Here is a 23,962-nt window from a genome sequence, read left to right as displayed (position 1 = left end):
CACGACAGGCACGCATGTTCCACATCCGCGACATCGAACTCGTCCACTGGGATTTCTGGCGCCGCTTCACGCTGCCGCTGGATGCCCAGATCATCACCATCGTCGGCCCCAACGGTTCCGGCAAGACCACGCTGCTCGACGCGCTGCGCACGCTGTTCGCGCTCAAGTGCTCCGGCAAGCGCGACTTCCGCCGCTATGTGCGGCGCTCCAACTCCGGCTTTGCGTGGTTGCGCGCCACGGTTTCCAACCAACCGGGCTCCAGTGGCAAGCGGCCCTTCTTCCCCTGCCTCAAGGACAACGTCACGCTGGCCTGCCGCGTCAAGCGCGCCAGCGGCGACTGGACCCGCGAGTACTGCATCGAGGACGGCATCGTCACCGTCGAGCAACTGGATGAGAGCGCGCAGTTCATCGGCCTGCGCGACTACCAGTCGCGGCTCGCCTATGCCGGCCTCACGCCCGCCATCGCCAAGGTGCTGTCGCTGGAGCAAGGCGACACCGACAAGCTGTGCGAATACTCGCCGCGCGCGCTGCTGGACCTCGTCTTCGACGTGTTCGGCGACAAGGAGGTGCTGGACAACTACCAGGCTGCACGCGAAGAACAGAAGGCCGCGCAACGCGAACTGGAGGCCCTGGCGCTGGACCTCGAACGCCTGCGCGCGCAGGCCGAAGGCAAGCGCATGGAGGCCGATCGCTTCCTAGAGTGGCGCGGCCTGCAGGGTGAAGTCACCGCACTCGAAGCCGAGGCCATCCCGCGCCTCGAAGTGGCCGAGCTGGAACACGAGATCGAAGGCGCGCGCGACAAGCTGCGCCAGGCTCGCCTGACGGTGCAGGAGGCCGAGCGCACGCGCGCCGAATCCGAGCAACGCCTGGCCGCCCTGGGCGGCGAGCGCAGCGAGGCAGAAACCGCGCTCAACACCGCCAACACCCGCCAGTTCGAAACCAACGGCCAATGGCTGGCGGCGCGCGATGCGCTGCGCGACATCGAACGCAAGCTGGCCGAGCGCGATGCGCTGCGTGAGCGTGTCGCCAAGGAACACGGCAGCGATGCCCTGGCCTCGGAAGACGCGGCCGCCACCGCCTATGCCGAATGGGAGGCCGCGCGCGCCAAGATCAAGGACCTCACCGCGCGTTTCGAAGACGTGACCCAGCGCCTGCGCGAATCGCAATCCAAGTCCGGTGCGCCGCAGGATGGCGAGGTGCAGCGCTTCCGTGCCGCGCTCCACGAGGCGGGCATCGAACACCGCCTGCTGGCCGAGATCGTCGAAGTCACGGATGCAAGCTGGCAAGGTGCGCTGGAAGCCATCCTGCGCCCCTACCGCTCGCTGGTGCTGCTGGAGGACGAGAACGACCGCCACCAGGCCTGGGCCCTGGGCGAACGCGAGCGCTTCCGCCACTTCATCGTGGCCGACCGTGCGCCCTGCCCCGAAGCCCAACCCGGCAGCCTGCTCGAAGTGCTGCGCTTTGCCGGCGAACCGCCCAAGTGGCTGGCCGAGTTGCTCAATCGCATTCGCCGCGTCGACAACGCGCAGGCCGGCGCCAAGCTGCCGCGCGAGCAGGACTGGATCACCCGCGAGGGCTACCACCGCGAGCGACGCGGCGCGCGTCATCTGGGCGTGCCGCACGAATTCTGGTTCGGCGAACTGGCACGCAAAGCGCGCATCGACGCTCTCCAGCAGGAAGTGTCCGAACTCGACAAGCAGCTCGCCTGGGCGCGCAAGAAGCAGGACGAGGCCCAGGCAGCGATGCAGTCGGCGCGCGAAAAACTGCTGGGCATGCAGGCGGCCGAGCTGCTGCTGTCACGCGGCGGCGAATTCGAGGCGGCGGCGCAGGACAAGCCGGCCGCACAGGACGCCCTGCAGCGCCTGGAAGAGGCGCTCACGGAAGCCAGGGCCGAGGTCGAACGCTGCAAGGAACGCCTGCAAGGCATCGCCATAGAGTACGACCGCCGCAACCGCGATCTGGCCCAGGCGCGCGACATCCTGCACCGCCTCGGCTCGGACGCGCGTCCGCAACGCCTGGAGCAGACCGCCCGCCTGTTGCGCCTGCGCAGCAAGCGCCGCGGCATGCCTGCGAAATGGCTGAGCCCGGAAGCCCTGGCCGAGCTGGCCGAACACTACGGTGGCCTCGCGGGTGCGCGTAACGAACTCTCCCGCCTGCGCCGTCGCCTCAACGAGGGCGACTGGCCCACTGACGAGAGCGTGCTGATCGTCAAGGAGAAGCTGGGGCTGGAGCTGGACCAGCGCCAGGCCGACTACGCCTCGCGCCTGGCCTATACCGAGCGCACCCGCAGCCTGGTCGACGATGCCCGGGCGGCCTATATCGCCAAGCTGCGCGCCACCGTGCGCGAGTACGGCCGCAACCTGCGGGCGCTCGGCGAACTGGCCGGGGTGCACGTCGAGTGCCCGGTGCCCACGCTGGACAACGACGACCAGGTGCTGGCCGCGGCCGGCCTGGAAGTCGCCTTCGACTTCGACCAGAAAGGCGCGCAAAGCCTCAACGACGGCGAGGCCTCGGGCGGCCAGCAGGTCATGAAGTCACTGATCCTGCTGATCGGCCTGCTGATGGACGACGCCCGCCCCGGCGGCTTCGTCTTCATCGATGAACCTTTCGCCCACCTGGACGTGGCCAACATCGACAAGGTCGGCGCCTTCCTGCGGGCGACGCGTGCGCAGTACCTGATCACCACACCGGTCACGCATAACGCCAACGTGTTCCAGCCAGCGCAACTGACCCTGGTGACACGTAAGAAGAAACCCGTAGAAGAGTGGGCGCCGCCCATCGGCGTGCTGCAAAGGCTCATTGATTAAGCATCGGGGGGTCATCAAGCTTCGGCCTGGCCTGCCGTTACAGACGAAGATGCCGATCCTGGCGGCCACCCCGACTATTCAACCGGAAGCCCGATGAGAACCGAGACCGCCCTGCTCAAGCTGCTCAGCCGCCTGCGCTCGCTCGAAGCATCGCGTGACCGCGAGCGCATCGCCGAATCCGTGGTCACGGCGGCCACCGAGTTGCTGGAAGCGCGCTACGGCATCCTCTATGCCGTCAAGGCCCACCAGCAAGGCATGAGCGCGGTGCCGATGGCATGGGCCATCCTGGATGGCGAAAGCTCCACCACGGCGGTCGAACACACCGAGAACGAGGCGCACGACCTGTTGGCGGAGCCGCTGTTCGAAGACGCGGTCTCCAACCCCTCCGGCATCGGCGTCATCGAAACCGACGGCAGCACCCGCATGGGTTTCCGCGTGGGCGACATCAGCACGCCAGTGGCGGTGTTCGAGGCCCATGCCAATTACATCCCGTCCGAGGCCATCCTCGACTGCGTGAGCCAGTTGCTGAACATCTATGCCGACCATCTGGGCATTCTCGACTACGCCGAGCTGGACACGCTGACCAAGCTGAACAACCGCAAGACCTTCGACGACAATTTCGACCGCTTCATCGAGATCGCCGAACAGGCGCGGCGCAGCCAGGAAGACGGCGACAACCGCAACGCCTCGACCGACCGGGACTGCTGGCTGGCGGTGGTCGACATCGACCGCTTCAAGCGCATCAACGACAACTTCGGCCATCTGTTCGGCGACGAAGTATTGCTGCGCGTGGCCGAACTCATGAAGAAGAGTTTCCGCACCAGCGACAAGCTGTTCCGCTTCGGCGGCGAGGAGTTCATCGTACTGCTGCGCCACGTCTCACCTGACATGGCGGAGACGGTGCTGGACCGCTTCCGCCGCGCGGTGGAAGCGCATGAGTTCCCGCAGGTCGGGCAAGTCACCTGCTCGATGGGCTACGTCTGCATCGACCCCAAGCTGACCCCGGCCGAGATCCTGGGCCAAGCCGACGAGGCGCTGTACTTCTCGAAAGAGAACGGCCGCAACCAGATCAACCGCTACGAGACCTTGGTGGCCAAAGGTTTGGTGGACGCACCGACCGCGCCAGAAACCAATGCGGAACTCCAGGCCGATATCGACTCGCTATTCGGTTGAGTACGCCAGCGATCGCAGTCCCTTCCTCCGGCACAGACGAAACAAGCCGTCATCGTGCGCGCGTCCACGGACGTTGTACCCCTATGCGCCATGGCATCCAACCTGGCCAGATACTTATCCCTGACACGAGGTAATCCATGAAGGCATCCATCCCCACTCTGCTCACGAGTCTGTTGTTGGCGTTCTCCGAGGCCCAAGCCGCCGATATCGGCGTCTCCGTCAGCATCGGCGACCCGAACTTCTACGGCCGTATCGACATCGGTAACTTCCCCCAGCCCCGCGTGATCTACCCCGAGCCGGTGATCATCGAGCGCGGTGGCCATTACGCCCCGGTCTATATGCGCGTGCCGCCCGGTCATGCCAAGGACTGGAAGAAGCACTGCAAGCACTACAACGCGTGTGCTCGCCCCGTCTATTTCGTTCAGGACGACTGGTACGAGCGCGACTATGCGCCGGCCTACCGTGAAAAGCAGGGCAAGGGCAAAGGCCCCAAGGACAACCCGGGGCAGGGCAACAAGGGACAGGGTAAAGGCCACGGCAAGGACTGAGCCACACAAGCGGCAGCCGCTTCCTTGCGCGGCGGCTGCAAGAACGGCGGGTGTGACACCCACCGCCCAATCGGTCAAAATAGCGGGTTTCCGCGCCACGTCTGGCGCCCTGTCATCACCGAGACCCACTCATCATGTCTGAACAGAACAAGCCAGCAGCCGACCAGGCCCCCGCCCAGGACGAGAATCACATCATCGCCGAGCGCCGCGCCAAACTGGCCAAATGGCGTGAGTCGGGCAGTGCTTATCCCAATGATTTCCGCCGCGAAAACCTGGCCGGCAAGCTGCACGCAGCCTATGCCGAGAAGACCCCGGAAGAACTCGAAGCGACCCCGGTGAGTGTCGCCGTGGCCGGCCGCATCATGCTCAAGCGCATCATGGGCAAGGCCACCTTCGTGACCATCCAGGACATGTCGGGCCGCATCCAGCTCTACGTCACGCGCGACGCGGTGGGCGAAGAGTTGTACGCCGAATTCAAGGCCTGGGACATCGGCGACATCATCGGCACCACGGGTGTCGTGTTCAAGACCAAGACCGGCGAGCTGTCGATCAAGTCGGAAACCGTGCGCCTGCTGTCCAAGTGCCTGCGTCCGCTGCCGGACAAGTTCCACGGCATGGCCGACATCGAGCAGCGCTACCGTCAGCGCCACCTGGACCTGATCACCAGCGAGGAATCGAAGGCCACCTTCATCGCGCGCAGCAAGCTCGTGTCGGCGGTGCGCAAGTACATGGACCACGCCGGCTTCCTCGAAGTCGAGACGCCGATGATGCACCCCATCCCTGGCGGCGCCTCGGCCAAGCCCTTCATCACGCACCACAATGCGTTGGACATGCAGATGTTCCTGCGCATCGCGCCCGAGCTGTACCTCAAGCGCCTGGTCGTGGGCGGCCTGGAGAAGGTGTATGAGATCAACCGCAACTTCCGCAACGAAGGTCTGTCGCCGCGCCACAACCCTGAATTCACGATGATGGAGTTCTACGAGGCGTACGCGGACTACACGCTGCTGATGAACTTCGTCGAAGGCCTGCTGCGCCACACCGCGCGCGAGGCGCTGGGCACCGAGGTGTTCCAGTACCAGGGCCGCGAGCTGGACATCTCCAAGCCCTTCGACCGCCTGACCATGGTGCAGGCCGTGCTGAAGTACTGCCCCGAATTCACCGAGGCACAACTCAATGACGAAGCCTGGCTGCGCGACGAGCTGGCCAAGCGCAAGGCACTGCCCAAGGGCGAAGTTGGCCTCGGCACGCTGCAACTGATCTTCTTCGAAGAGACGGCCGAAGCGCAGTTGTGGAACCCCACCTTCATCATCGACTACCCGGTCGAGACCAGCCCGCTGGCACGCGCCTCTGACAAGAATCCGGGCATCACCGAGCGCTTCGAGCTGTTCATCGTCGGCCGCGAAATCGCCAACGGCTTCTCCGAGCTGAACGACCCCGAAGACCAGGCCGAACGCTTCCAGGCGCAGGCCAAGGCCAAGGACGCAGGCGACGAGGAAGCGATGTACTACGACGCCGACTACATCCGCGCGCTGGAATACGCGCTGCCGCCCACCGGTGGCTGCGGCATCGGCATCGACCGGCTGATCATGCTGCTGACCGACAGCCCCGCCATCCGCGACGTCATCCTCTTCCCACAAATGCGCCCTGAATAATGGACGCATGAATCTACTGCGCGGGCCGATCTCGGGACTCCGGTGCTCAACGTACATTTCGTACGTTTTCGCTCCTCATCCCGACCTCGACCCGCTCGCTACGATTCCTGCACCCATTATTCACACCTGCTGAAAAACGGCTCAAAGTAGCCTGGATGCAGCGAAGCGAAATCCGGGAGTTTTATCCAATCAACCAACCGCCCCGGATTCCCGGCCTGCGGCCTTCATCCGGGCTACTTGCTCGCGACGATTCCTGCACCCATTAGCGTCAGGATTTAGCAGCGCAGCGTAAGTTCAGGACCGGCGCTGCTGATCCAGTCGCTGCAAGGCCTGTTTGAGCGCCTCAAAGCAGCTTGCGTCGATAGCAGTCCCAACGTTCTCCGCCATCATCTCCAGCGTCTTCGGGATCGGGATCGCGCCGCGGTAAGGCCGTTCGGCGGTGATCGCGTCGAAGATGTCGGCGGTGGTGATGATGCGCGTCTCCAGCGCGATCTCGTCGGCGGCTATGCCGCGCGGGTAGCCCTTGCCGTCGAGCCGTTCGTGGTGCGCGCCGGCGATCTTCGCCAGCTCCGCAAACGCCTCGATGCGCGACAGGATCTGCTCGGTGTAGGCCGCGTGCATCTGCACCGCGCGCCACTCCTCGCTGTCGAGCTTGCCCGGCTTGTCGAGCACGGCATTGCTGACGCCCAGCTTGCCGACGTCGTGCAGCAAGGCGCCACGCTTGAGCCAGCGACGACGCTCGGCTGAGAGCCCCAGGACCTCCGCGATCATGTCGGTGTAGAGCGCCACGCGCGCGCTGTGGCCGCTGGTGTAGGGGCTCTTGGAGTCGACCACCTGGCCGAAGGCGGCGGCGATGTCGTCCAGGTAGTCCTCGTCCAGCGCCACCACGTGCTGCGCCGGCTCCAGCGCGAACACTGCCTGCGGCAGATCGGGGGCAGCCAGGTTCTGCCAGAACGCGGGCTGCGCGGCGACAGCGTCAAACGCGCGGCACAAGGCCGGGTCGAACCAGCTTCCGCTGCGCTGTGCTACCTCCGCACGGGCGGCGGCGGCCCCCGCGCTGGTGTGGAACACATCCACCACCTGCGCCAGCAGCGCGATCTGCGCGTAAACCGGGATCGCCGCGCCACTCAAGCCTAACGGACGCCCGCTCCCGTTCCAGTGCTCGTCGAGGTTCTGCACGCCTTGCGCCACCGCCTCAGAGAAGCGCAACTGGCGCGCGATCTCCGCCCCGCGCTGGCAGCGCGTCTCGATCAGTTCGCGCGCAATATCCCCACCGTTCTGGATGATGTGGAGGATCGCGCGAAAGCGCTCGGCCAGCCCCGCCTTCAGGCCGGTATGCGCGAGCACGAAACCGAGCGCCTTGGGCAGGCTGTCGCCGACAGTCTTGTAGTCGCGCTTGAAACTCAGGTCGTCAGCCAGATACAGCTCGCAGATGCGCGCCGCATTGCTGCTGCAGCCCAGGTCTTTGAGCAGCAGCACGTAGTACAGCTCCCACAGTTGCGCCGCGTCCAGGCCGATCTCGCGTCCGAGATGCATGCCGATCCAGCAACAGCGCACGCAATGCCCTGGCGGCTGCCCCTCGGTCATGTCCAGCGCATGACTCAGCGCGCCCATCAACTGGGCCAGGTGCAAGCCGGTATGGCCGGCCCCCTGGGGTATATTCGCGGTCAATCTGTCCATCCACGCGTTTACGGCCGGTCACCGTTCCGGCTGAACCGTGCGCCACATCGCTTTGCACACCCCACAGCCCTCCCTCGCCCTGCACCCTGCCTCGCTCGAACTGAGCGCCGAGGGGACGCCGTGTTCCTCGCATTACGGCGACGTCTATCACTCCACGCACGGTGCCTTGGCCCAAGCGCAACATGTTTTCCTGCGCGGCAATGGGCTGCCCGATCGCTGGCAGGCGCGCGAACGTTTCGTCATCGTCGAGACCGGCTTCGGGCTGGGCCACAACTTCCTGGCCACCTGGCAGGCCTGGCGCGACGATCCCCAGGCCTGCGGGCGCCTGCACTTCATCTCGGTCGAGAAGCATCCCTTCCACGCGGCAGACCTGGCCAAGGCCCACGCGGCAGCCGGCGTGCCGGCTGAACTCTCGCACCTGCTGGTTGCCGCCTGGCCGATGCTGCTGCCGGGATTCCATCGGCTGGAGTTCGATGCCGGCCGCGTGGTGCTGACCTTGCTGCTGGGCGAGGCCGAGCACTGGCTGCCGCGCTGCGTGGCGCAGGCGGATGCGATCTACCTGGACGGCTTTGCCCCGGGCAAAAACCCGGACATGTGGTCGCCAGGCGTGTTCCAGGCCCTCGCCAGCCTGGCCGCGCCTGGCTGCACGCTGGCCACCTGGTCGGTCTCGGCCGGCGTGCGCAACGGACTGGCCGAGGCGGGTTTCGAGGTCGGCAAGACACAGGGCTTCACCGGCAAGCGGGAGATGCTGGTCGGGCACTACGGCAAGGCTCGCCCAATCACCCCTTGCGATCGCCGTGCCTTGGTCATCGGCGCCGGCCTCGCCGGTACGGCCATCGCCGAACGCCTGTCCGCGCGCGGCTGGCAGCTCACGCTGCTGGAAGAGGCCGCCACGCCGGCACAAGGCGCCTCGGGCAACCTGGCCGGCGCCTTCCGCCCCCTGCCCAGCGCCGACGACAATCTGCTGGCGCGCCTCACGCGCGCCGGTTTCCTGTACGGACTGCAGGAATTGCATAGGCTGTCGCAGACCCCCAGCGCGCCGCGCTGGGCGCCATGCGGGGTGCTGCACGTCGCGCGCGACGCGGCCCAGGCGCGCAAGCTGGAAGCCGCGGTGACGAGCCTGCAGGCGCCGAGCGACTTCCTGCAGTGGCTGGACCAGGCGCAAGCCAGTGCACGCGCTGGCCAGCTCGTGGCGCAAGGGGCCTGGTGGTTCCCCCGCGGCGGCTGGGTCAATCCGCCCAGCCTGTGTGCAGCCCGCCTTGCAGCCGCGCCGATGCTCGACGCCCGCTTTCACTGCCGCGTCGACGCCCTGCGTCGCGTCGACGGTGAATGGCAGGCACTGGATGCGCAAGGCGCGGTGCTGGCCCAAGCGCCGCACCTGGTCCTCGCCAACGGTCACGACGCGCGCCGCCTGCTGGGACTGGACTGGTTGCCGCTGCGCGCGGCGCGCGGCCAGGTCAGCCATCTGCCCGCCACGCACTTTGCTCCGCTCGACACGGTGGTCTGCGGCTCCGGCTACCTGACGCCGACCGTCGATGGCCTGCATGCCCTGGGCGCGAGCTTCGTAGTCGACGACGATTCGCTCGAACTGCGCCCGGCCGAGCATCAGGAGAACCTCGGCAAGCTGGACAAGATGCTGCCCGGCGCCGCCCAGCCCCTCGCCACCGTCGAACTGGACGGGCGCGTCAGCCACCGGCCCATCTCGCCCGACCGCTTGCCCATGCTGGGCGCCCTGCCCGAGGCGACGGGCCTGTGGCTGCTGACCGGCTTCGGCGCGCGCGGCCTGGTCTGGGGTGCGCTGTGCGCCGAGCTGCTGGCCTGCCAGATGGAAGACGAGCCCTGGCCAGTGGAACCTGCGCTCGGCATGGCCGTGGCCGCCACCCGTTTCCTGAAAGCCTGACGCCATCCGCTCCAACTCGCCTCCAGTCGCCTGCCGGCTGCCGTGGCGGGCGCCAGGGACTAAGCTGCAAGCGTGCCAATGACGATTTGTAAGCATTCTTTACTGTCGTCAGCCCTCTTCCGGGCGAAGCCGTTATTCGCGCATCGCCCCCACCGTGGAGATCGTCATGCAAGTCCAGTCGTTCAAACAGCGCGGCAACACCAGCCTGCACCCCGTCATGTGGATTGCCGCCATCGCCATCACCGCCTTCGCGGTCGTGGGTATCGCCAAGCTGATGGGCTGGGTCGGCACCCCGGCCGCCAAGGGGAGCGACCCGCTGGCCGTGGCCGAGGCGCCCGCAGCCGTCGCACCGGCGGCTGAGGCCCCCGTAGCGGCCCCGAAGGAACAAGCCAAGCCCGCCGCTGAAGCACCGCCCAAGAAGACCGTGGCCAAGGCACCCGCCAAGAAGACCGAAACCTCGACCGGTGGCAGCGACTACGCCCAAGGCTCGGGCAGCAACACGCAGCGGGTGATCTGCGGCGACTGCGGCACGATCAGCGCAATCCGCCCGGTGGAAGTGGATGCCGAAGGCAGTGGCGTCGGCGCGGTCGCCGGCGGCGTGCTGGGCGGCGTAGTGGGCAACCAGTTCGGCAAGGGCTCGGGCAAGACGGCCGCCACTGTGGCGGGAGCCGTGCTGGGCGGCGTGGCCGGCCACAAGGCGGAAGAAAAGATCCGCAGCAAGACCGTGTACGACGTGAGCCTGCGCATGGATGACGGCAGCAGCCGCACCATCCGCATGGAACAGGCGCCGGTCTACGGCCAGGGCCAGCACGTGCGCGTCAGCGGCAACCAGTTGCTCGACGCGCCGCGCTGAGAGCCTCTCAGGGTGACGAGCAAAGGGGCCATGCGGCCCCTTTGTTGTTTACACTGCGCCCTTCCCCGAAATGAGCGGTGATTTTCATGGAATGCAACATCAAATGGGTCGGCGGCGCCAAGTTCCTCGCCGAAACCGGCAGCGGCCACGTCGTGGTCATGGAGGGTGCAGGTGACCTGGGCGGCATGAACCACGCGCCGCGGCCAATGGAGATGATCCTGGCCGGCGCCGGGGGCTGTACTGCGTACGACGTGGTGCTGATCCTGCGCCGGGGCCGCCATGCGGTGGACGGCTGCGAGGTCAAGCTGACCGCCGAGCGCGCCGAGGAAGACCCCAAGGTCTTCACCAAGATCCACTACCACTACACGGTGGCCGGCCGGAACCTCAAGCCCGCCGTGGTGGAGCGCGCCATCAAACTGTCGTACGAGAAATACTGCTCGGCAACCTTCATGCTGGGCAAGACGGCCGAGATCACCCACGACTTCAGCATCGTCGAGGTCGGCACGCCGGCCGCCGAGTAGGCTGTTGCTGGCCCGGCCGGGCGCCGGACCAACCGCTACAGCGGGCTCAGACCGGGGCCTTGCGGCTCTCAGCTTCGGCCACGGCACGCGCCAGTGCCATGTCCAGCACCAGCACGTGGCGCCGCAGCCAGTCCGACAGCACCTGCTCGATCGACAGCGACAGCGTGCGTGCGCCGCGCGCCACGCGCGACTGCAGCGCGCACACCTCGCTCACGAAACGCTCATGCTCGGCCTTGTGGGCGGCGTAGTCGGGATAGTTGATCTGACGCATGAAGGACTCTTCACGCGCAAAGTGGGTCTCGGTGTACTCACGCAGGGCATCCACGATGCTCTGCGTCTCCTGGTTGATCAACCCCGTCCGGGCGTCCTGGCGCAGGCGCTCCAGCAATACGAACAACTGGCGATGGTCCTCGTCGATCTCCGCGTTGCCGACGGCGAGGTCCTGGGTCCAGGCGATGGCTTCCATGGTGGCTCCTTGAATGAATGGAAACTGGATTGCCTAATCATTGGAAACTATCGCCCCCAACGGCTTGACTACGATCAAGGCTATGCGGCGCCTGCGTCATCCATCGCCACAATCTTGATTCAAGCCCCGTTTGTAGGCACCCTCACGGCACCGACAGGCTTGCGGGAGGACGCGCCGTGACACTGATGCTGATTGGCTTGATGCTGTTCTTTTCGGTCCATATCGCCACTGCGACGCCGCCTTTCCGGCGCTTCGTCGGCGCCCGTCTGGGAGACAATGCCTGGCGCGGCGTGGTCAGCCTGTGCGCACTGCCCGGGCTGGTGTTGATCGGCATGGGCTGGAGTGATACGCCCAATACGCCGCTGTTCGCGCCGCAGGCCTGGGCGCGCCAATCGGCGCCGGCGCTGGTCACGCTGGCACTGATCCTGGTGGTGATCGGGGGCGGCAAGCTCCAGGGCTATCTGAGCCGCTACCTGCATCACCCGATGCTGGTGGGCGTGGGCCTGTGGGCCGGCGTGCATCTGCTGGCCAACGGCGGCCTGCGCGAGACGCTGCTGTTCGGCAGCTTCCTCGCCTTCGTGCTCTACGCGCTGATCGGGCTGCTGGCCGCCGGCAAGCGCCAGAACTTCGCCCCCGCGCTCAAGTGGGACCTGATCGGTGCCGCGATCGGCATCGTGCTGGCGGGCGGCGTGATGCACGGACACGCCGGGCTGTTCGGCGTGCCGGCATTCTGAGGCAGGGATTCAGTCGGAGGCGAGGCTGGCGGTGAACACCGAATCCGAGTTCGCGGGGAACTGGAAGCGGGAGAAGGTGCTGCGGATCTTCGTCATGTTGTGACGGGCGCCGCGGTCCATGAAGCTGATGCCCAGCGCGCGGCCATTGCGCGCCATGATCATGAAGGCATAGCGCCAGATGGAAGTCTCGGCCAGACGCTCGCGCAGTTCCGGCTCGTTGCTGATCTCGACGCCGGCGGCTTTCAGCGAATCAAGGAATTCGGCATAGGATTCTTGGGACAGGGTTCCCATTCTTGTCTCCTGCTATACAGTTTCACGGTGCGTTCCCGTACGCGAATAACGCTGCCCATACAGTCGGGTTGACACGAATACGCACATTTTTTACGTCCCCCCTCTAGCCATGAACACCCGCCTCCTGCCTGCCTGCGACCTCGACCGGACCGAGACCTGGGTCCGCTTCCGCAAGGGAATGTGTGAAACGTGCAGGGCCACCTGCTGCACCATGCCGGTCGAGGTGCGGATCGCCGACCTGGTGCGCCTGGGCGCCCTTGACGCGTTCGAGGCCGGGGAGGAGCCCCGGCTGCTGGCACGGCAGTTGCAGAAACGCGGCCTGATCACGCATTTCAACCATCGCCACGGCCTGTTCACCTTGGCCCGCCGCGCCAGCGGCGACTGCCTGTACCTCGACGCGCAAACCCGGCTCTGCACCGTGTACGACAAGCGGCCGGACACCTGCCGGCTGCACCCGAAGGTCGGACCACGCCCCGGGTTCTGTGCTTTTCAGCCCAAACAAGCGTCTTTTCCGCCAGATAAGCCAGTTTTCGGTTAAGTTTTCGTCTTGTTCCACACTCGACGCGAAAGACGATGAGCCAAGCCGATGACTACAGCGAGCGCCGGCGGCGCCAGCGTTTCCTGGCCCGCAATGCCGACGGCAGTTCGCCGTTCTGGGTAGCCCTGGATGGCCAGCGCCTGCACCTCAACGATCTCTCGCTCGAAGGTTTCGGCATCGCATCCTCGCAACCAGCGGCCTCAATGGCCCCTTTCCCCTTTGAGCTGAGGCTGGACGGCATCCCCGACCGGGTCCGTGGCATTGCCGAACCCGTCAATTTCGTCCCGGGAGAACCAGAGGGGCAGATTGGCTGCCGCTTCGTCTCGCTGGAGGGGGTAGGAGCGGAGCGCCTGCGCGAATGGCTGACGGTGCATGTCATCCGCTCCGCCTCAGTGCGCATCTCCGCAAAGGAAGCCGAAGCGATCGTTTCCGGCCCCTCGCTGATCTGAGGGCCGTTCAGTAGTGCGGGGGGATGTCCTCGCGCGGATCGCGCGACGAGTCTGGCGCCTCGCCCGCGCCCTGCATCTGCTGATACAGGAAGCGAATCTGCTGTTGCAGTCGCTCGATCTCCTGCTGCTGCCGGTAGACGGTCTGGTTCAGAGTGTCGAGCAGGTCTTCGGTGAAGGCGAGCTTGCTCTCGATGCGGGTAAAACGTTCTTCCATGCGGGGCCTCGACGACGACGGGCCGGCCCTGGCCTGCCCGGACGGGCATTGTACGGCGGGACAGGCGGCCCTACCGCGCCAGCTTGATGCGACACACGCCCCGCTGAGGTTAGTCGTGGCAAGCTTCAAGCATTTTGATCGCGGGTCGTAAGAACATTCAGGCCCCTTCTTTGGCACTCTTCTTCAACATCCCGCATGACGGTTGCAAGCCCGCCTACCCTCGACATCCCGCGCACGGATCGCCATCTGCTGACCCCGCTGCGGCGCGGGATCATCGTGTTGTACACGGTGACCGTAGTACTGATCGTGGCGACCCTGGCGTGGATCTCGGTGCGCGACTACCGCGCGACCATCGCGGACGCGGCCCGCCAGTCGACCTCGCTGGCGCGCTCGCTGGCCGAGCACGCCTCGCGCTCCCTGGTGTCGGTCGAACAGGCGATGCAGAACCTGGCCGAGGACATCCAGCGCACCGGCAGCATCGAGCGCCTGGACGAGCGCTGGATGCACCAGCGCCTGAAGGAAAAAGTGGTGCTGACCCCGCATATCCGCGCGGTGATCGTGATCGACCGCGAGGGCCTGTTGGCCGCGCACGGCCTGGAGTACCCGACACGCCGGGTCAATCTGGCCGACCGCGAGTACTTCCAGTATCACAAGAGCCAGGTGGACGTTCTGCCCCGCCTGGGCGACCCGCTGATCAGCCGCACCGACGGCAAGTGGCTGATCCCGCTGACGCGCCGCCTGCAGATGCGCGACGGCAGCTTCGGCGGCCTCCTGCTATCCGGCGTGGAACCGGTCTACTTCACGCGTTTCTACGACTCCCTGCAGATCAGGCCCGGCACCCGCATCACGCTGATGCGCCCCGACGGCATGGTGGTGCACAACCACCCCTTCGATCCCTCCACCCTTGGCCATCCGGCTGCGATCCTGCCGCAACCCACGCGGGTGCCGCAGTTCTTGCGTCAGTCGTCGGCCACCGAGGGCGACCGCTTCGTGGTGGACCTCAAGGGCGACGATGCCATCCCGCTGGTGGTGCGCGTGTCCACCAGCGCGGACCAGGTACTGCGCGCCTACAAGCTGGACACGGCCTCGCGCATCGGCGTGGCCGCCCTGCTGCTGCTGGTGCTGACATTGATGCTGCGTCTGTTGCTGCGCCAGATCAAACACGTCCAGAAGGCCGAGGCGCACCTGCGCCTGACCCAGTACACGGTGGACGAGTCGCCCGACATGGTCCTGTGGTGCGACCGCAACGGCGCCCTGCGCTATGCCAACGCCGCGCTCGGCAAGCACAGTGGCTATTCGCCGGTCGAGTTGCAGCACATGCGCTTCAGCGATCTCTTCTCTGGCCGCGAGATGCGCTGGGAACGCATCCTGAGCCTGGTGCAGCAGCATGGCCGGGTGGTGGCTGAGCCGCACCTGATGCAGGCGGACGGCAACCAGATGCCGGTGGAGCTGACGCTCACCCGCATGGAGTTCAATGCCGACAGCCTGCTGTGCGTGAGCGTGCGCGACATCACCGCCCGCCGCCGTGCCGACGAGGAGTTGCGGCATCATCGCGACAACCTGCAGGCCATGGTCGACGAACGTACCGCCGAGGTCCGCACCATGCTCGACGCCAGCCCGCTGGCGGTGTGCCTGTCCTTGCGCAACAGCCTGCTGGTGGTCAACCCGGCCTTCAAGAGCCTGTTCGGTTACGACGAGGTCGATATCGTCGGGCGCCATGAAAGCCTGCTCTACCGCAGCGAGACGGCCTATCGCGATGCGCGCCGCGAGATGAAGAGCATCCTGCTGCGCGGCGATACCTTCCGCAGCGAGATCGAACTGTGCCGCAAGGATGGCACAACCTTCTGGGCCGATCTGTTCGCCCGCGCCCTGGTGCCCGACTCGCCCGGCCGTGGCGTGATCCTGATCATCGACGACATCACCGCGCGGCGTACGGCCGAGCAGGCCTTGCGCCGCTCCGAGCAGGTGCGGCGCGCCGTGCTCGACGCCACCCTGGACGGCTTCGCACTGATTGACGAGCAGCGCCGCTTCGTCGAGGTGAACCCGGCGCTATGCCGCCACCTGCAACGCAGCCGCGAGGAGCTGATCGGCATCCGCATCGACGCCGCGCTGGGCGACGAGCTGGCGGACCGGCTGTTCCCCGCGCTGGAAGCCACCGACACGCAAGACCCGGCGCCCCGCGAACTGGCCCTCGAAGTACACGGCTACAACCGCCAGTTCCTGGTGCATGGCAGCCGCCTGGCAGGCGAGCAGGCTTACCGTTTCGCCTTCCTGACCGACATCTCGCAGCAGAAGACCATCGAGCATCGCCTGCTGGAGGCCAAGGATGCGGCCGAGGCTGCCAGCCTGGCCAAGACCAGCTTCCTGACCAACATGTCGCACGAGTTGCGCACGCCGATGCACGCCATCCTGTCGTTCTCGCAGATCGGCAGCGAGAAGGCGCAGGCCCTGGAAGCACAGGACCTGGTGCGCAATTACCAGCGCATCCACCAAAGCGGTCAGCGCCTGCTGCGCCTCATCAACGCCCTGCTCGACATGTCGCAGTTGGAAGCGCGACGCATGAGCTACCTGCGCGGCGAGCATGCCCTGCGGACGACAGTAGATAACGCGCTGGCGGAGCTGCACTCGGTGATCGCCGAAAAGTCGCTGCGCGTCAGCATCGAGCAAGACGAGCAGGATCTGCGCTGCACCTATGATGACGGCCGCATCACACAGGTTCTCATCAACCTGCTCTCCAATGCCATCAAGTACAGTCCGTCTGGTGCCCTGCTGGAAGTCCGCCTGATCCATGACGCCAAATTGGCCAACGGGGCAGACGCCTATGGCGTCAGCGTGCGCGACCAGGGACCAGGTATTCCGGAAGAAGACCTGGAACGCATCTTCGACACCTTCGTCCAGGTAGAACAGGTGCCATTACCCGGCAGCACCGGTCTGGGCCTGTCGATCAGCCGCCACATCGTGCAGGATCATCGCGGCCAGCTCTACGCCCGCAACCACGCGCAAGGCGGCGCCATCTTCACCCTCCTGCTACCCGCCGCAGATCTGCCGGCCGATCCGGCCTGAGTCGCGCCCCTGGCGGCGAGGTTCAGGCGCGCGGAACGTCCTGGCTGGCCGTAGCCAGCATCGCGCAGTTGCGCCCGGCCCGCTTGGCGGCATACAAGGCATCGTCGGCCGCCACCATCAGCTCCATCATGGTCAGGTAGCTGGGGTAGTGGGCCACGCCCGCACTGAAGCTGACCGAGAACACCCCTTCGTCGTAGGGATGGAAGACCTTGGAGAACTGCTCGCGCATGTTGTCGACCAGTTCCCAGGCGGCCTGCGGCGAAGTGTTGAAGAGCACGATCACGAACTCCTCGCCACCGTAGCGCCCGACCACGTCGGCACGGCGCACGCGCTGCTTGAGGAAGCGCGCCAGGGTCTTGATGATCTTGTCGCCCACTGTGTGGCCGTAGGTGTCGTTGACCTTCTTGAAGTGGTCGATATCGAGGATCACGTAGCTGACCGGCACCCCCTGACGCTCTGCCAGCAGCAGGGCTTGCTGCAGCAAGGCCTTGGTCTTCACGTGGTTGTACAGCCCGGTCAGGCTGTCTTCGACCATCAGCTTGCGCAGGCCACGATAGCGCTCAGCCTTGCTGATCACCGCATTGGCGAGCTGGGTCTGGCTGATCGGCTTGGTCAGGAAATCGTCGCCGCCGTTGCGCATTGCCTCCAGTTGTACCGATTCGCTGGTCTCGGAGGTGAAGTAGACGATGGGAATGGACTCGAAGGCCTTGTTCTGGCGGATGATCTTGGCGACCTCCAGGCCCGTGCAGTCTTCCATGTGAAAGTCCAGCAACAGCACGTCGGGCGAGAAATCCATCAGGGTATCGAGGACCATCGCCGGCTGACGCAGCGTGCGCACCGTGATGTTGTCGAACTGGGCCAGGGTCTTCTCCACCATGGCCAGTACGGTGAGCGAATCGTCCAGCACCAGCACACGGTAAGGTTCGTCCTTGGCTTTGTAGGCAATCGGGTCGACTGCATCGACCAGGCCATTGATGCCCAGGGGCGCGACGAAGAAGCCATGCGCGCCCTGGCGTACGGCCTGCAGGCGGAAGGCAAAGTCACCCCGCTCGGACATGGCAAACCACTTGACGCCGTAGTGGTTGAGCATCGAGATCACACCACTGACCCGGGCATCGAAGCCCTGCCCCAGGTCGATGACGACAGCAATGGCACGCTGGCTCAAGGCAGCCTGCAAGCCAGCCCGATAGTCCGGGAAGATGCGGAAGGCATAGCCGTAGTGCTCCATCTGCAGCAGGAGCTCACGCATTGCATCGGTCTGGTTCGACAACAGCACGACCAGGGGCAGATGATCCGAATCCTGGCTGGGCGTCGTACGCCGGGTGGTGTCGCTGCATACGTCGCGCACCACCACGAAGACCTCCGACAGCATGCGGTCTACCGCCTGCTTGTCGGCCTCGGTCGGCTCGCTCAGGCTGGCCAGGCGGTTCAGCAGGGGCTCCAGCGCCTGTTCCAGCTCAGGTACGCCCTGCTGCCGGGCGTGCGCCAGCAGCCGGTCACAGTGCGGCATGAAGGCGGCCCAGCGCTCAAGCGTCTCCGCCTGCGCCCACACCGCGCGCCAGGCCTGAACCAGCGCCACCCAGCTTGCATGAATTTCGTGCCGATTGATCATCTGGCCGCCCGTTGAATCCATCCTCGTCACTTACCTGCCCTCGACCGCGCGCGCGTAGCCGTCCAGCCAGGCTGCCCGATCCCTTGCCGGCACGTTCAGCTCACGTCGCACTGCCCCACTCACCACAGGGTAACCGCCCACTTGCTCCTGGCTGTCGATCACCCGCCCTTCACCGCGCGCGATGTCCGCCACGATCCGCTTGTCCTGTTCATCCCGGTCCGCCGGGCGGGCGCCGGCATTGCGCAGCACCCACTCGCGCACCGTCCCGACCGGGCGGGCCACCAGCCCTGCCGGCCACGCGGGCGGCGCATCCAGTCGCTGCACCCCCGCGGAGGCTTCGGCCACCGGCTTGCCCTGGCGGTCAACCGCCAGATTATCCTGCAGGAAGACCTCACCCTGTGCCGAGTTGCTGCCGACCAGGCTCAAGCCCAGCTGGGTGTCGGCACCGTATTGCATGAAGTTGCCGACCACCGCCACGCGCGGCGCCGGTGGCGGCACGCGATCACGCCATTCGCCCGGTACGTAGCCTAGGCGCACCGCCCACTTGCCCGGGTTATAGATGAAATTATTAATGACCACGCCACTGGCGCCACCCTTGAACCAGGGGTTGCGTTCGATGTTATGGGCGTACAGGTTACCGATCACTGCGACCTCCCCCACTTGGTCGTGGATCAGCGTTCCCATCGAATGTCGACCCTTGCTGTGGGAGGCGTCGTCCAGCCCCTCGGCAATGATGTTGTGGCTCAGCGTGACCCGGCGCGCGGTGCCTTCCGGGCCATCGTAGCGCGGGCCGGACACCGACAGGTTCTCGTCCGTGCCCCAACTGAAGGAGCAATGATCGACCACCACTGCATAGGCCTGCGGCCCTTCGATGGAAACGTCATTCTCGTAGCCGCTCTTGCGTGGCTGGCCCGCGTCGCCCATGCGGAAGCGCAGGTGCCGCATCTGCACATCATGCGTGGTGATGCGCAGACCACCGCGAATCACCGTGATACCCGGCGACGGTGCGGTCTCGCCTGCAATGGTGACCTGCGGTTCGCGCAGCACGAGATTGCGCTGCGCAAGGTCGATCACCCCAGCCACCTCGAACACGATCAGGCGTGGGCCCTTGGCCTCCAGCGCCTCGCGCAGCGAACCCGGTCCGTCCGCGGCCAGGGAACTGACCTTGATCACCCGGCCATCCAGCCCGCCAAGCGTATCGCGCCCGAAGGTGCTGCCGACGCCCTCCGCCGCCACCGCCGCGCTGGCGCACAGGGCGAGGCCTGCAGTCCAGCGCCTCATATTGATCGACATCGACATTCCCCTGCTCTCCTGGCATGCGGGCATCGCGCCCGGGCGATCCCGGTGCAGGCGCATGTTGCCATCATCCTGGGGGCACGCGAGGCATTGGTCGAAAAGGCCTCCGCCCGCGAGGGACGCCGCCGTCCCGCTCGCGCTAGAATCCGGCGAGCGCGCGCCGCCGCAGGCGATGCGCGCCACACCGCCCACCCTCTTTCTCCAGGAGTCCCAGACATGCGCAAGCCGATGATGGTCGCGATTGTTGCCACCTTTGCCAGCCTCTTCCTCGCCCCTGCGGCCCAGGCCGCCGACTGTGAGGCGCAGGCCGCCGAGAAGAAGCTCGCCGGTGCGGCAAAGACGAGTTTCCTGAAGAAGTGCAATGCCGATGCCGGCGCCAGCGGTGCGCAAGCCCAATGCGAAGCCCAGGCGACGGAGAAGAAGCTGGCCGGCGCGGCCAAGAGCAGCTTCGTCAAGAAGTGCGTCAGCGACGCCGGCGGTGGTGCCGTGACGGCCGCCGCGGCCCCTAGCGCCGACGCCAAGTGCGAAGCGGCCGCCGCGGAGAAGAAGCTGGCTGGCGCCGCCAAGACCAGTTTCGTCAAGAAGTGCGTGGCCGACGCCACCGCCAAGTAAGCCCCACGCGGCCCCGGGCAAGGACCGGGGCCCTTCCAGCCCCTTTCCTCCGGATGCCTGCCCGCAATGCTGACGCCCCTGCTGTTCCTCGCCCTCCTGGCCGCCCTCGGCTGGTATGTAATGGATGGCCTCAAGGCCCGCGAAGTGGGTGTGAGCGCCGCGCGCCAGGCCTGCCAGCGCGAAGGCCTGCAGTTCCTCGACGACTCGGTCGCCACCAGCGCAGTGCGCCTGGCACGCAAGGACGATGGCCGGATGAGCTTCCAGCGTAGTTTCAGCTTCGAGTTCAGCGACAACGGAGACAACCGCCTGGCCGGCAGCGTGACTGTGCTGGGCGATGCCGTCAGCATGCTGTACCTGGCCCCCTACGCCCGTGACGCCCAAGCGGCACGCCCAGTCGGCGGCGCTTGCGGTGGCGGATGTGGCGGCGGCTGTCATTGAGCGGCCTGCAGCAGTTTGATCACGGCGTCGGCGGGTAGCGGACGGGCGAACAGGTAGCCCTGCAACACGTCGCAGCCGATCCGGCGCAAGGCGGTTGCCTGCTCCTCGCACTCCACTCCTTCGGCCACGGTATGCATGCCGAGCAGGCGTGCCAAAACCACGATGGTCTGGATGATCGCCTCGTCCGAACGCCCCTCCAGCATGTTGGCCACGAAGGATTGGTCGATCTTGATGCGATCCACGGGGAAGCGCCGCAGGTAGTTGAGGCTGGAATAGCCCGTTCCAAAATCGTCGATCGCCAGGCACACCCCGATGTCCTTGAGCGCCCGCATCACCTGCAGGCTCTCTTCGAGATTGCGCATCGCCATGCTCTCAGTGAACTCCAGCTCCAGCAGATTCGGCGGAATCGCATAGGTCTCCAGCGCCTCGCGCACCACCGCGACCAACTGGCGGCTGTCGCGCATCTGCTTGGCTGACAGGTTCACGGCCATGGTCACCGGGGGCAGGCCGGCATCCAGCCAGGCACGAAGCTGACGGCAGGATTCGCGCAGCACGCGCGCCCCGATCTCGATGATCAGGCCGGTCTCTTCCGCCAGGGGAATGAACTGCGCAGGCGAAATGTAACCCTCGACCGGATGGTGCAGGCGCAGCAGGGCCTCCACCCCGAGGATGCGCCCCCCCTCGGCTGCGACCTGCGGCTGGTAGCACAGGGTGAACCACTCGTGGTCCAGGGCCTGCCGCAAGGTGTGCGTCATACTCAGGCGCTCGCGGGCGCGCGAGTGGATGTCCTCGGTGTAGAACGCGTAGGCGTTACCGCCCTCTTCCCGCAGGCGCACCAGCGCAGTCTCCGACTTCTGCAGCAGCCCGGGAAAATCCGCGCCATCCGCCGGGTACAGCGCAACGCCGATCGACGCGGTCAGGCTCAGCTCCGTCGCCACCCCCTCGGGACGCAAGCCACTCACCGCCCGCAGCAAACTCTCGGCCAGGCCGATCACCGCCGCAGCCTCATTCAGATCGGGCACCAGGATGGCAAAACTATCCCCCGCCAGGCGCGACACGGTCGCCGTCTCCGGCACGCTCTCCGACAGGCGTGTGGCGATGCGGCGCAGCACACTGTCCCCGACAACATGGCCCAGCGACTCATTGACGTAGCGGAAACGATCCAGATTGAGCGCCAGCAGCGCGACATGCCGACCGTACTGGCGCGCATGCGTGACCGCTTCGTTGACGCGGTCCTCCAGCAGCAGGCGATTGGGCAGACCGGTCAGGGAATCGAAGCGGCGCAGCCACTCGATCTGTTCCCGCGCGCGCTGCTCGGAGAAGCTGCCATACACCGCCACATGGTGCGCGGTGCGCCCATCTACATCGAGCACCCGGTTGATGGTGAGCCACACACGCTGGACCTCACCATCGCGGCGGCGATTCCAGATCTCACCCTGCCAGTAGCCCCCGCTGCCCAGCATGGCCCACATCTGGCGGAAGTAATCCCGGTCGTGCCGCCCCGACCCCAGGATGGCCGGATTGCGCCCGCGCAACTCGTCCTGCGTATACCCGCTCAGCGCACAGAAGGCGCGGTTGACCATGACGATGCGATTCTCGCTGTCGGTGATCATCATGCCGTCGCTGCTCTCCTCGAACACGCGCGCATGCAGGCGCAACTGCACCTCATCGCGGGCACGCTGCTCGGCGGCGGCAATGTTGGCCAGCGCAAAGGACAGATCGTTGGCCACCTCCACCAGCAAGGCGCTCACCTCTGCGTCGAAGTAACCCACTTCATCCGCATACACGGTCAGGCAACCCACGAAGCCCCCGCCGCGCACCGACATCGCCATCCCACTGTACAAGCCGTAGACCGGGATCAGCAGATCGGTGGCCACCAGGCCCTGGTAGGTCGTGAAGTCATTCACCACCACCGGGCGCCCCTCGCGCACAGCAATGGCCGACGGCCCGCGGTAAGTCGGTGCACCTTCCGCACACTGGATCGTAATGTGTTCGAGGAACTGCGCCGCCGGTCCTGCCACGGCAACCGGCTTGAGCGTCTGCAGAGAGTCGTCCTGCAACTGGCCGATCCAGATCAGGCGAAACCCGGCCAGTTCCAGTGCCGCCCGACACACCGCCGCGAACAGCTCGTCGCGATCACCTGTCTGGACGATGGCCTTGTTGGTCCCGCTCAGCACCGCATGCATGGCGCTCTTGCGCTGCAAAACCCGGTCGACGCGATGGCGCTCGGTGATATCGACGTGCGTTCCGGACAAGATCAACGCCCGCCCCCGCGCATCGCGCCCGGTCACCCGGCCACGGGTCTGCACCCAGACCCAGCGCCCATCCTTATGGCGCAGGCGCACCTCGCTTTCGAAGTAAGGCGTGTGGCCTGCCAGATGCGCGCGCCGGGCGGCCAGCGACACGGCATAGTCATCCGGGTGCACCAACTCCAGCCAACGCCGGCGGTCAACCCGTCCCAACTCCGACAACTCGTAACCCAGCATGTGGGCGAAGCCGTCGTTCACCTCGCCGGCCCGCTCGGCCAGATTCCACGACCACACACCGACCCCGGCCCCCTCGGTGGCCAGGCTCAGGAAGCGCTCACTTTGCGCCAGCTTCTCGTTCTGCTCCACCTGGTAGCGCATCAGGCGCGCCACCATCAGATAGAGCAGGCCCGCCGTCACCACCACGAACGCCCAGCCCTTGACCATGCTGACGCGCGACATCAGCGTCGCGTCCTGCACGAAGAACTCGAGCACAACGTCGGACAATCCGATCCACGCCGCTGCGAACACGGCATAGGCCACCGCAGCCCGCATGGCGGGGGCCAACAGCACGTGCATCATGCTGCGCCTCCAGCGGCTATGTCTCCAGATCGGAATGTGGACAGGCAAAGAAGGCTCACCCCGCCAACAACGGCAAGGCAGGCGGGAACTTGATTTGCGGGATTATTACTTTTTGGTGCACGTATGCTGCAGCGCAAATGACAACGCCCCTTTCGGGGCGTTGTGGTATCTGGCGGAGAGGGTGGGATTCGAACCCACGGTAGGCTTACACCTACGCCTGATTTCGAGTCAGGTACATTCGACCACTCTGCCACCTCTCCGGGTACTGCAGTCGAGCCCGCGATTAT

Annotated in this window: 20 protein-coding genes and 1 tRNA gene; 13 read left to right on the top strand and 8 right to left on the bottom strand. The window is 66.0% G+C overall.

Features of this window, described 5'->3' with window-relative positions:
- The first annotated feature begins 14 nt into the window (after window positions 1–14).
- The 4 genes from NMB43_RS07325 (at window position 15) to lysS (ending at window position 6,180) form a co-directional block, all read left to right on the top strand.
- Window positions 15–2,807 carry an AAA family ATPase gene (locus tag NMB43_RS07325; RefSeq protein WP_494351494.1) on the top strand — a complete coding sequence of 931 codons (2,793 nt, stop codon included), beginning with the start codon at window positions 15–17 and terminating at the stop codon, window positions 2,805–2,807.
- 93 nt (window positions 2,808–2,900) lie between these two features.
- A complete protein-coding gene (locus NMB43_RS07320; RefSeq protein ID WP_494351493.1) occupies window positions 2,901–3,980 on the top strand; it encodes a GGDEF domain-containing protein in 1,080 nt (359 codons plus the stop codon).
- A gap of 137 nt (window positions 3,981–4,117) precedes the next feature.
- The gene (locus tag NMB43_RS07315; protein ID WP_494351492.1) at window positions 4,118–4,528 is read left to right on the top strand and encodes a hypothetical protein; all 411 of its coding nucleotides are present in this window, start codon (window positions 4,118–4,120) and stop codon (window positions 4,526–4,528) included.
- A gap of 134 nt (window positions 4,529–4,662) precedes the next feature.
- Window positions 4,663–6,180, top strand: coding sequence for a lysine--tRNA ligase (gene lysS / locus NMB43_RS07310; RefSeq protein WP_494351491.1), 1,518 nt, complete (start codon window positions 4,663–4,665; stop codon window positions 6,178–6,180).
- A gap of 294 nt (window positions 6,181–6,474) precedes the next feature.
- Here lysS and NMB43_RS07305 read toward each other — a convergent pair whose 3' ends face one another.
- Window positions 6,475–7,860 carry an HD-GYP domain-containing protein gene (locus tag NMB43_RS07305; protein WP_494351490.1) on the bottom strand — a complete coding sequence of 462 codons (1,386 nt, stop codon included), beginning with the start codon at window positions 7,858–7,860 and terminating at the stop codon, window positions 6,475–6,477.
- A 37-nt stretch (window positions 7,861–7,897) separates the two neighbouring features.
- Here NMB43_RS07305 and mnmC point away from each other — a divergent pair, with 37 nt between their 5' ends.
- From mnmC to NMB43_RS07290, 3 genes are all read left to right on the top strand, one after another.
- Window positions 7,898–9,760 (top strand): bifunctional tRNA (5-methylaminomethyl-2-thiouridine)(34)-methyltransferase MnmC2/FAD-dependent 5-carboxymethylaminomethyl-2-thiouridine(34) oxidoreductase MnmC1, encoded by a 1,863-nt coding sequence (gene mnmC, locus NMB43_RS07300; RefSeq protein ID WP_494351489.1) that lies wholly within the window; start codon window positions 7,898–7,900, stop codon window positions 9,758–9,760.
- 166 nt (window positions 9,761–9,926) lie between these two features.
- A complete protein-coding gene (locus NMB43_RS07295; RefSeq protein WP_494351488.1) occupies window positions 9,927–10,613 on the top strand; it encodes an outer membrane lipoprotein in 687 nt (228 codons plus the stop codon).
- Window positions 10,614–10,699: 86 nt separating this feature from the next.
- Window positions 10,700–11,134 (top strand): OsmC family protein, encoded by a 435-nt coding sequence (locus NMB43_RS07290; protein WP_494351487.1) that lies wholly within the window; start codon window positions 10,700–10,702, stop codon window positions 11,132–11,134.
- A 46-nt stretch (window positions 11,135–11,180) separates the two neighbouring features.
- Here NMB43_RS07290 and NMB43_RS07285 read toward each other — a convergent pair whose 3' ends face one another.
- Window positions 11,181–11,600, bottom strand: coding sequence for a bacteriohemerythrin (locus tag NMB43_RS07285; RefSeq protein WP_494351486.1), 420 nt, complete (start codon window positions 11,598–11,600; stop codon window positions 11,181–11,183).
- A 185-nt stretch (window positions 11,601–11,785) separates the two neighbouring features.
- Here NMB43_RS07285 and NMB43_RS07280 point away from each other — a divergent pair, with 185 nt between their 5' ends.
- Window positions 11,786–12,334 carry an NnrU family protein gene (locus tag NMB43_RS07280; protein ID WP_494352125.1) on the top strand — a complete coding sequence of 183 codons (549 nt, stop codon included), beginning with the start codon at window positions 11,786–11,788 and terminating at the stop codon, window positions 12,332–12,334.
- A 9-nt stretch (window positions 12,335–12,343) separates the two neighbouring features.
- Here the strand turns inward: NMB43_RS07280 and NMB43_RS07275 are convergent, their stop codons facing one another.
- Complete coding sequence (locus tag NMB43_RS07275; protein ID WP_494351485.1) at window positions 12,344–12,625, bottom strand: hypothetical protein; 282 nt, start codon at window positions 12,623–12,625, stop codon at window positions 12,344–12,346.
- Between the two features lie 109 nt (window positions 12,626–12,734).
- On the opposite strand from NMB43_RS07275, the gene NMB43_RS07270 reads away from it, so the two are divergent.
- On the top strand, window positions 12,735–13,163 hold the full coding sequence (locus NMB43_RS07270) for a YkgJ family cysteine cluster protein (RefSeq protein ID WP_494351484.1): 429 nt from the start codon (window positions 12,735–12,737) through the stop codon (window positions 13,161–13,163).
- A 35-nt stretch (window positions 13,164–13,198) separates the two neighbouring features.
- Complete coding sequence (locus NMB43_RS07265) at window positions 13,199–13,612, top strand: PilZ domain-containing protein (protein WP_494351483.1); 414 nt, start codon at window positions 13,199–13,201, stop codon at window positions 13,610–13,612.
- 7 nt (window positions 13,613–13,619) lie between these two features.
- Here NMB43_RS07265 and NMB43_RS07260 read toward each other — a convergent pair whose 3' ends face one another.
- On the bottom strand, window positions 13,620–13,826 hold the full coding sequence (locus NMB43_RS07260) for a SlyX family protein (protein ID WP_494351482.1): 207 nt from the start codon (window positions 13,824–13,826) through the stop codon (window positions 13,620–13,622).
- A gap of 195 nt (window positions 13,827–14,021) precedes the next feature.
- On the opposite strand from NMB43_RS07260, the gene NMB43_RS07255 reads away from it, so the two are divergent.
- Window positions 14,022–16,889: a PAS domain S-box protein gene (locus NMB43_RS07255; RefSeq protein WP_494351481.1), complete on the top strand. Its 2,868-nt coding sequence runs from the start codon at window positions 14,022–14,024 to the stop codon at window positions 16,887–16,889.
- 22 nt (window positions 16,890–16,911) lie between these two features.
- Here NMB43_RS07255 and NMB43_RS07250 read toward each other — a convergent pair whose 3' ends face one another.
- Both NMB43_RS07250 and NMB43_RS07245 read right to left on the bottom strand, forming a co-directional pair.
- Entirely contained in the window at window positions 16,912–18,501 is a 1,590-nt protein-coding gene (locus NMB43_RS07250; protein WP_494351480.1) for a GGDEF domain-containing protein, read from the bottom strand.
- A gap of 30 nt (window positions 18,502–18,531) precedes the next feature.
- A complete protein-coding gene (locus tag NMB43_RS07245; RefSeq protein ID WP_494351479.1) occupies window positions 18,532–19,800 on the bottom strand; it encodes a pectate lyase family protein in 1,269 nt (422 codons plus the stop codon).
- A gap of 213 nt (window positions 19,801–20,013) precedes the next feature.
- On the opposite strand from NMB43_RS07245, the gene NMB43_RS07240 reads away from it, so the two are divergent.
- Window positions 20,014–20,409, top strand: coding sequence for a hypothetical protein (locus NMB43_RS07240; RefSeq protein ID WP_494351478.1), 396 nt, complete (start codon window positions 20,014–20,016; stop codon window positions 20,407–20,409).
- Window positions 20,410–20,475: 66 nt separating this feature from the next.
- Window positions 20,476–20,847, top strand: coding sequence for a DUF3301 domain-containing protein (locus NMB43_RS07235; RefSeq protein ID WP_494351477.1), 372 nt, complete (start codon window positions 20,476–20,478; stop codon window positions 20,845–20,847).
- Here the strand turns inward: NMB43_RS07235 and NMB43_RS07230 are convergent.
- Both NMB43_RS07230 and NMB43_RS07225 read right to left on the bottom strand, forming a co-directional pair.
- Window positions 20,841–23,675 carry a bifunctional diguanylate cyclase/phosphodiesterase gene (locus tag NMB43_RS07230; protein ID WP_494351476.1) on the bottom strand — a complete coding sequence of 945 codons (2,835 nt, stop codon included), beginning with the start codon at window positions 23,673–23,675 and terminating at the stop codon, window positions 20,841–20,843. The two genes, NMB43_RS07235 and NMB43_RS07230, sit on opposite strands and share 7 nt — an antisense overlap.
- 170 nt (window positions 23,676–23,845) lie before the next feature.
- Window positions 23,846–23,935 (bottom strand) — tRNA-Ser (locus tag NMB43_RS07225).
- Window positions 23,936–23,962 lie beyond the last annotated feature (27 nt).

The organism is Uliginosibacterium sangjuense (assembly GCF_059132465.1).
This window is presented reverse-complemented; position numbering and strand designations above follow the sequence as displayed.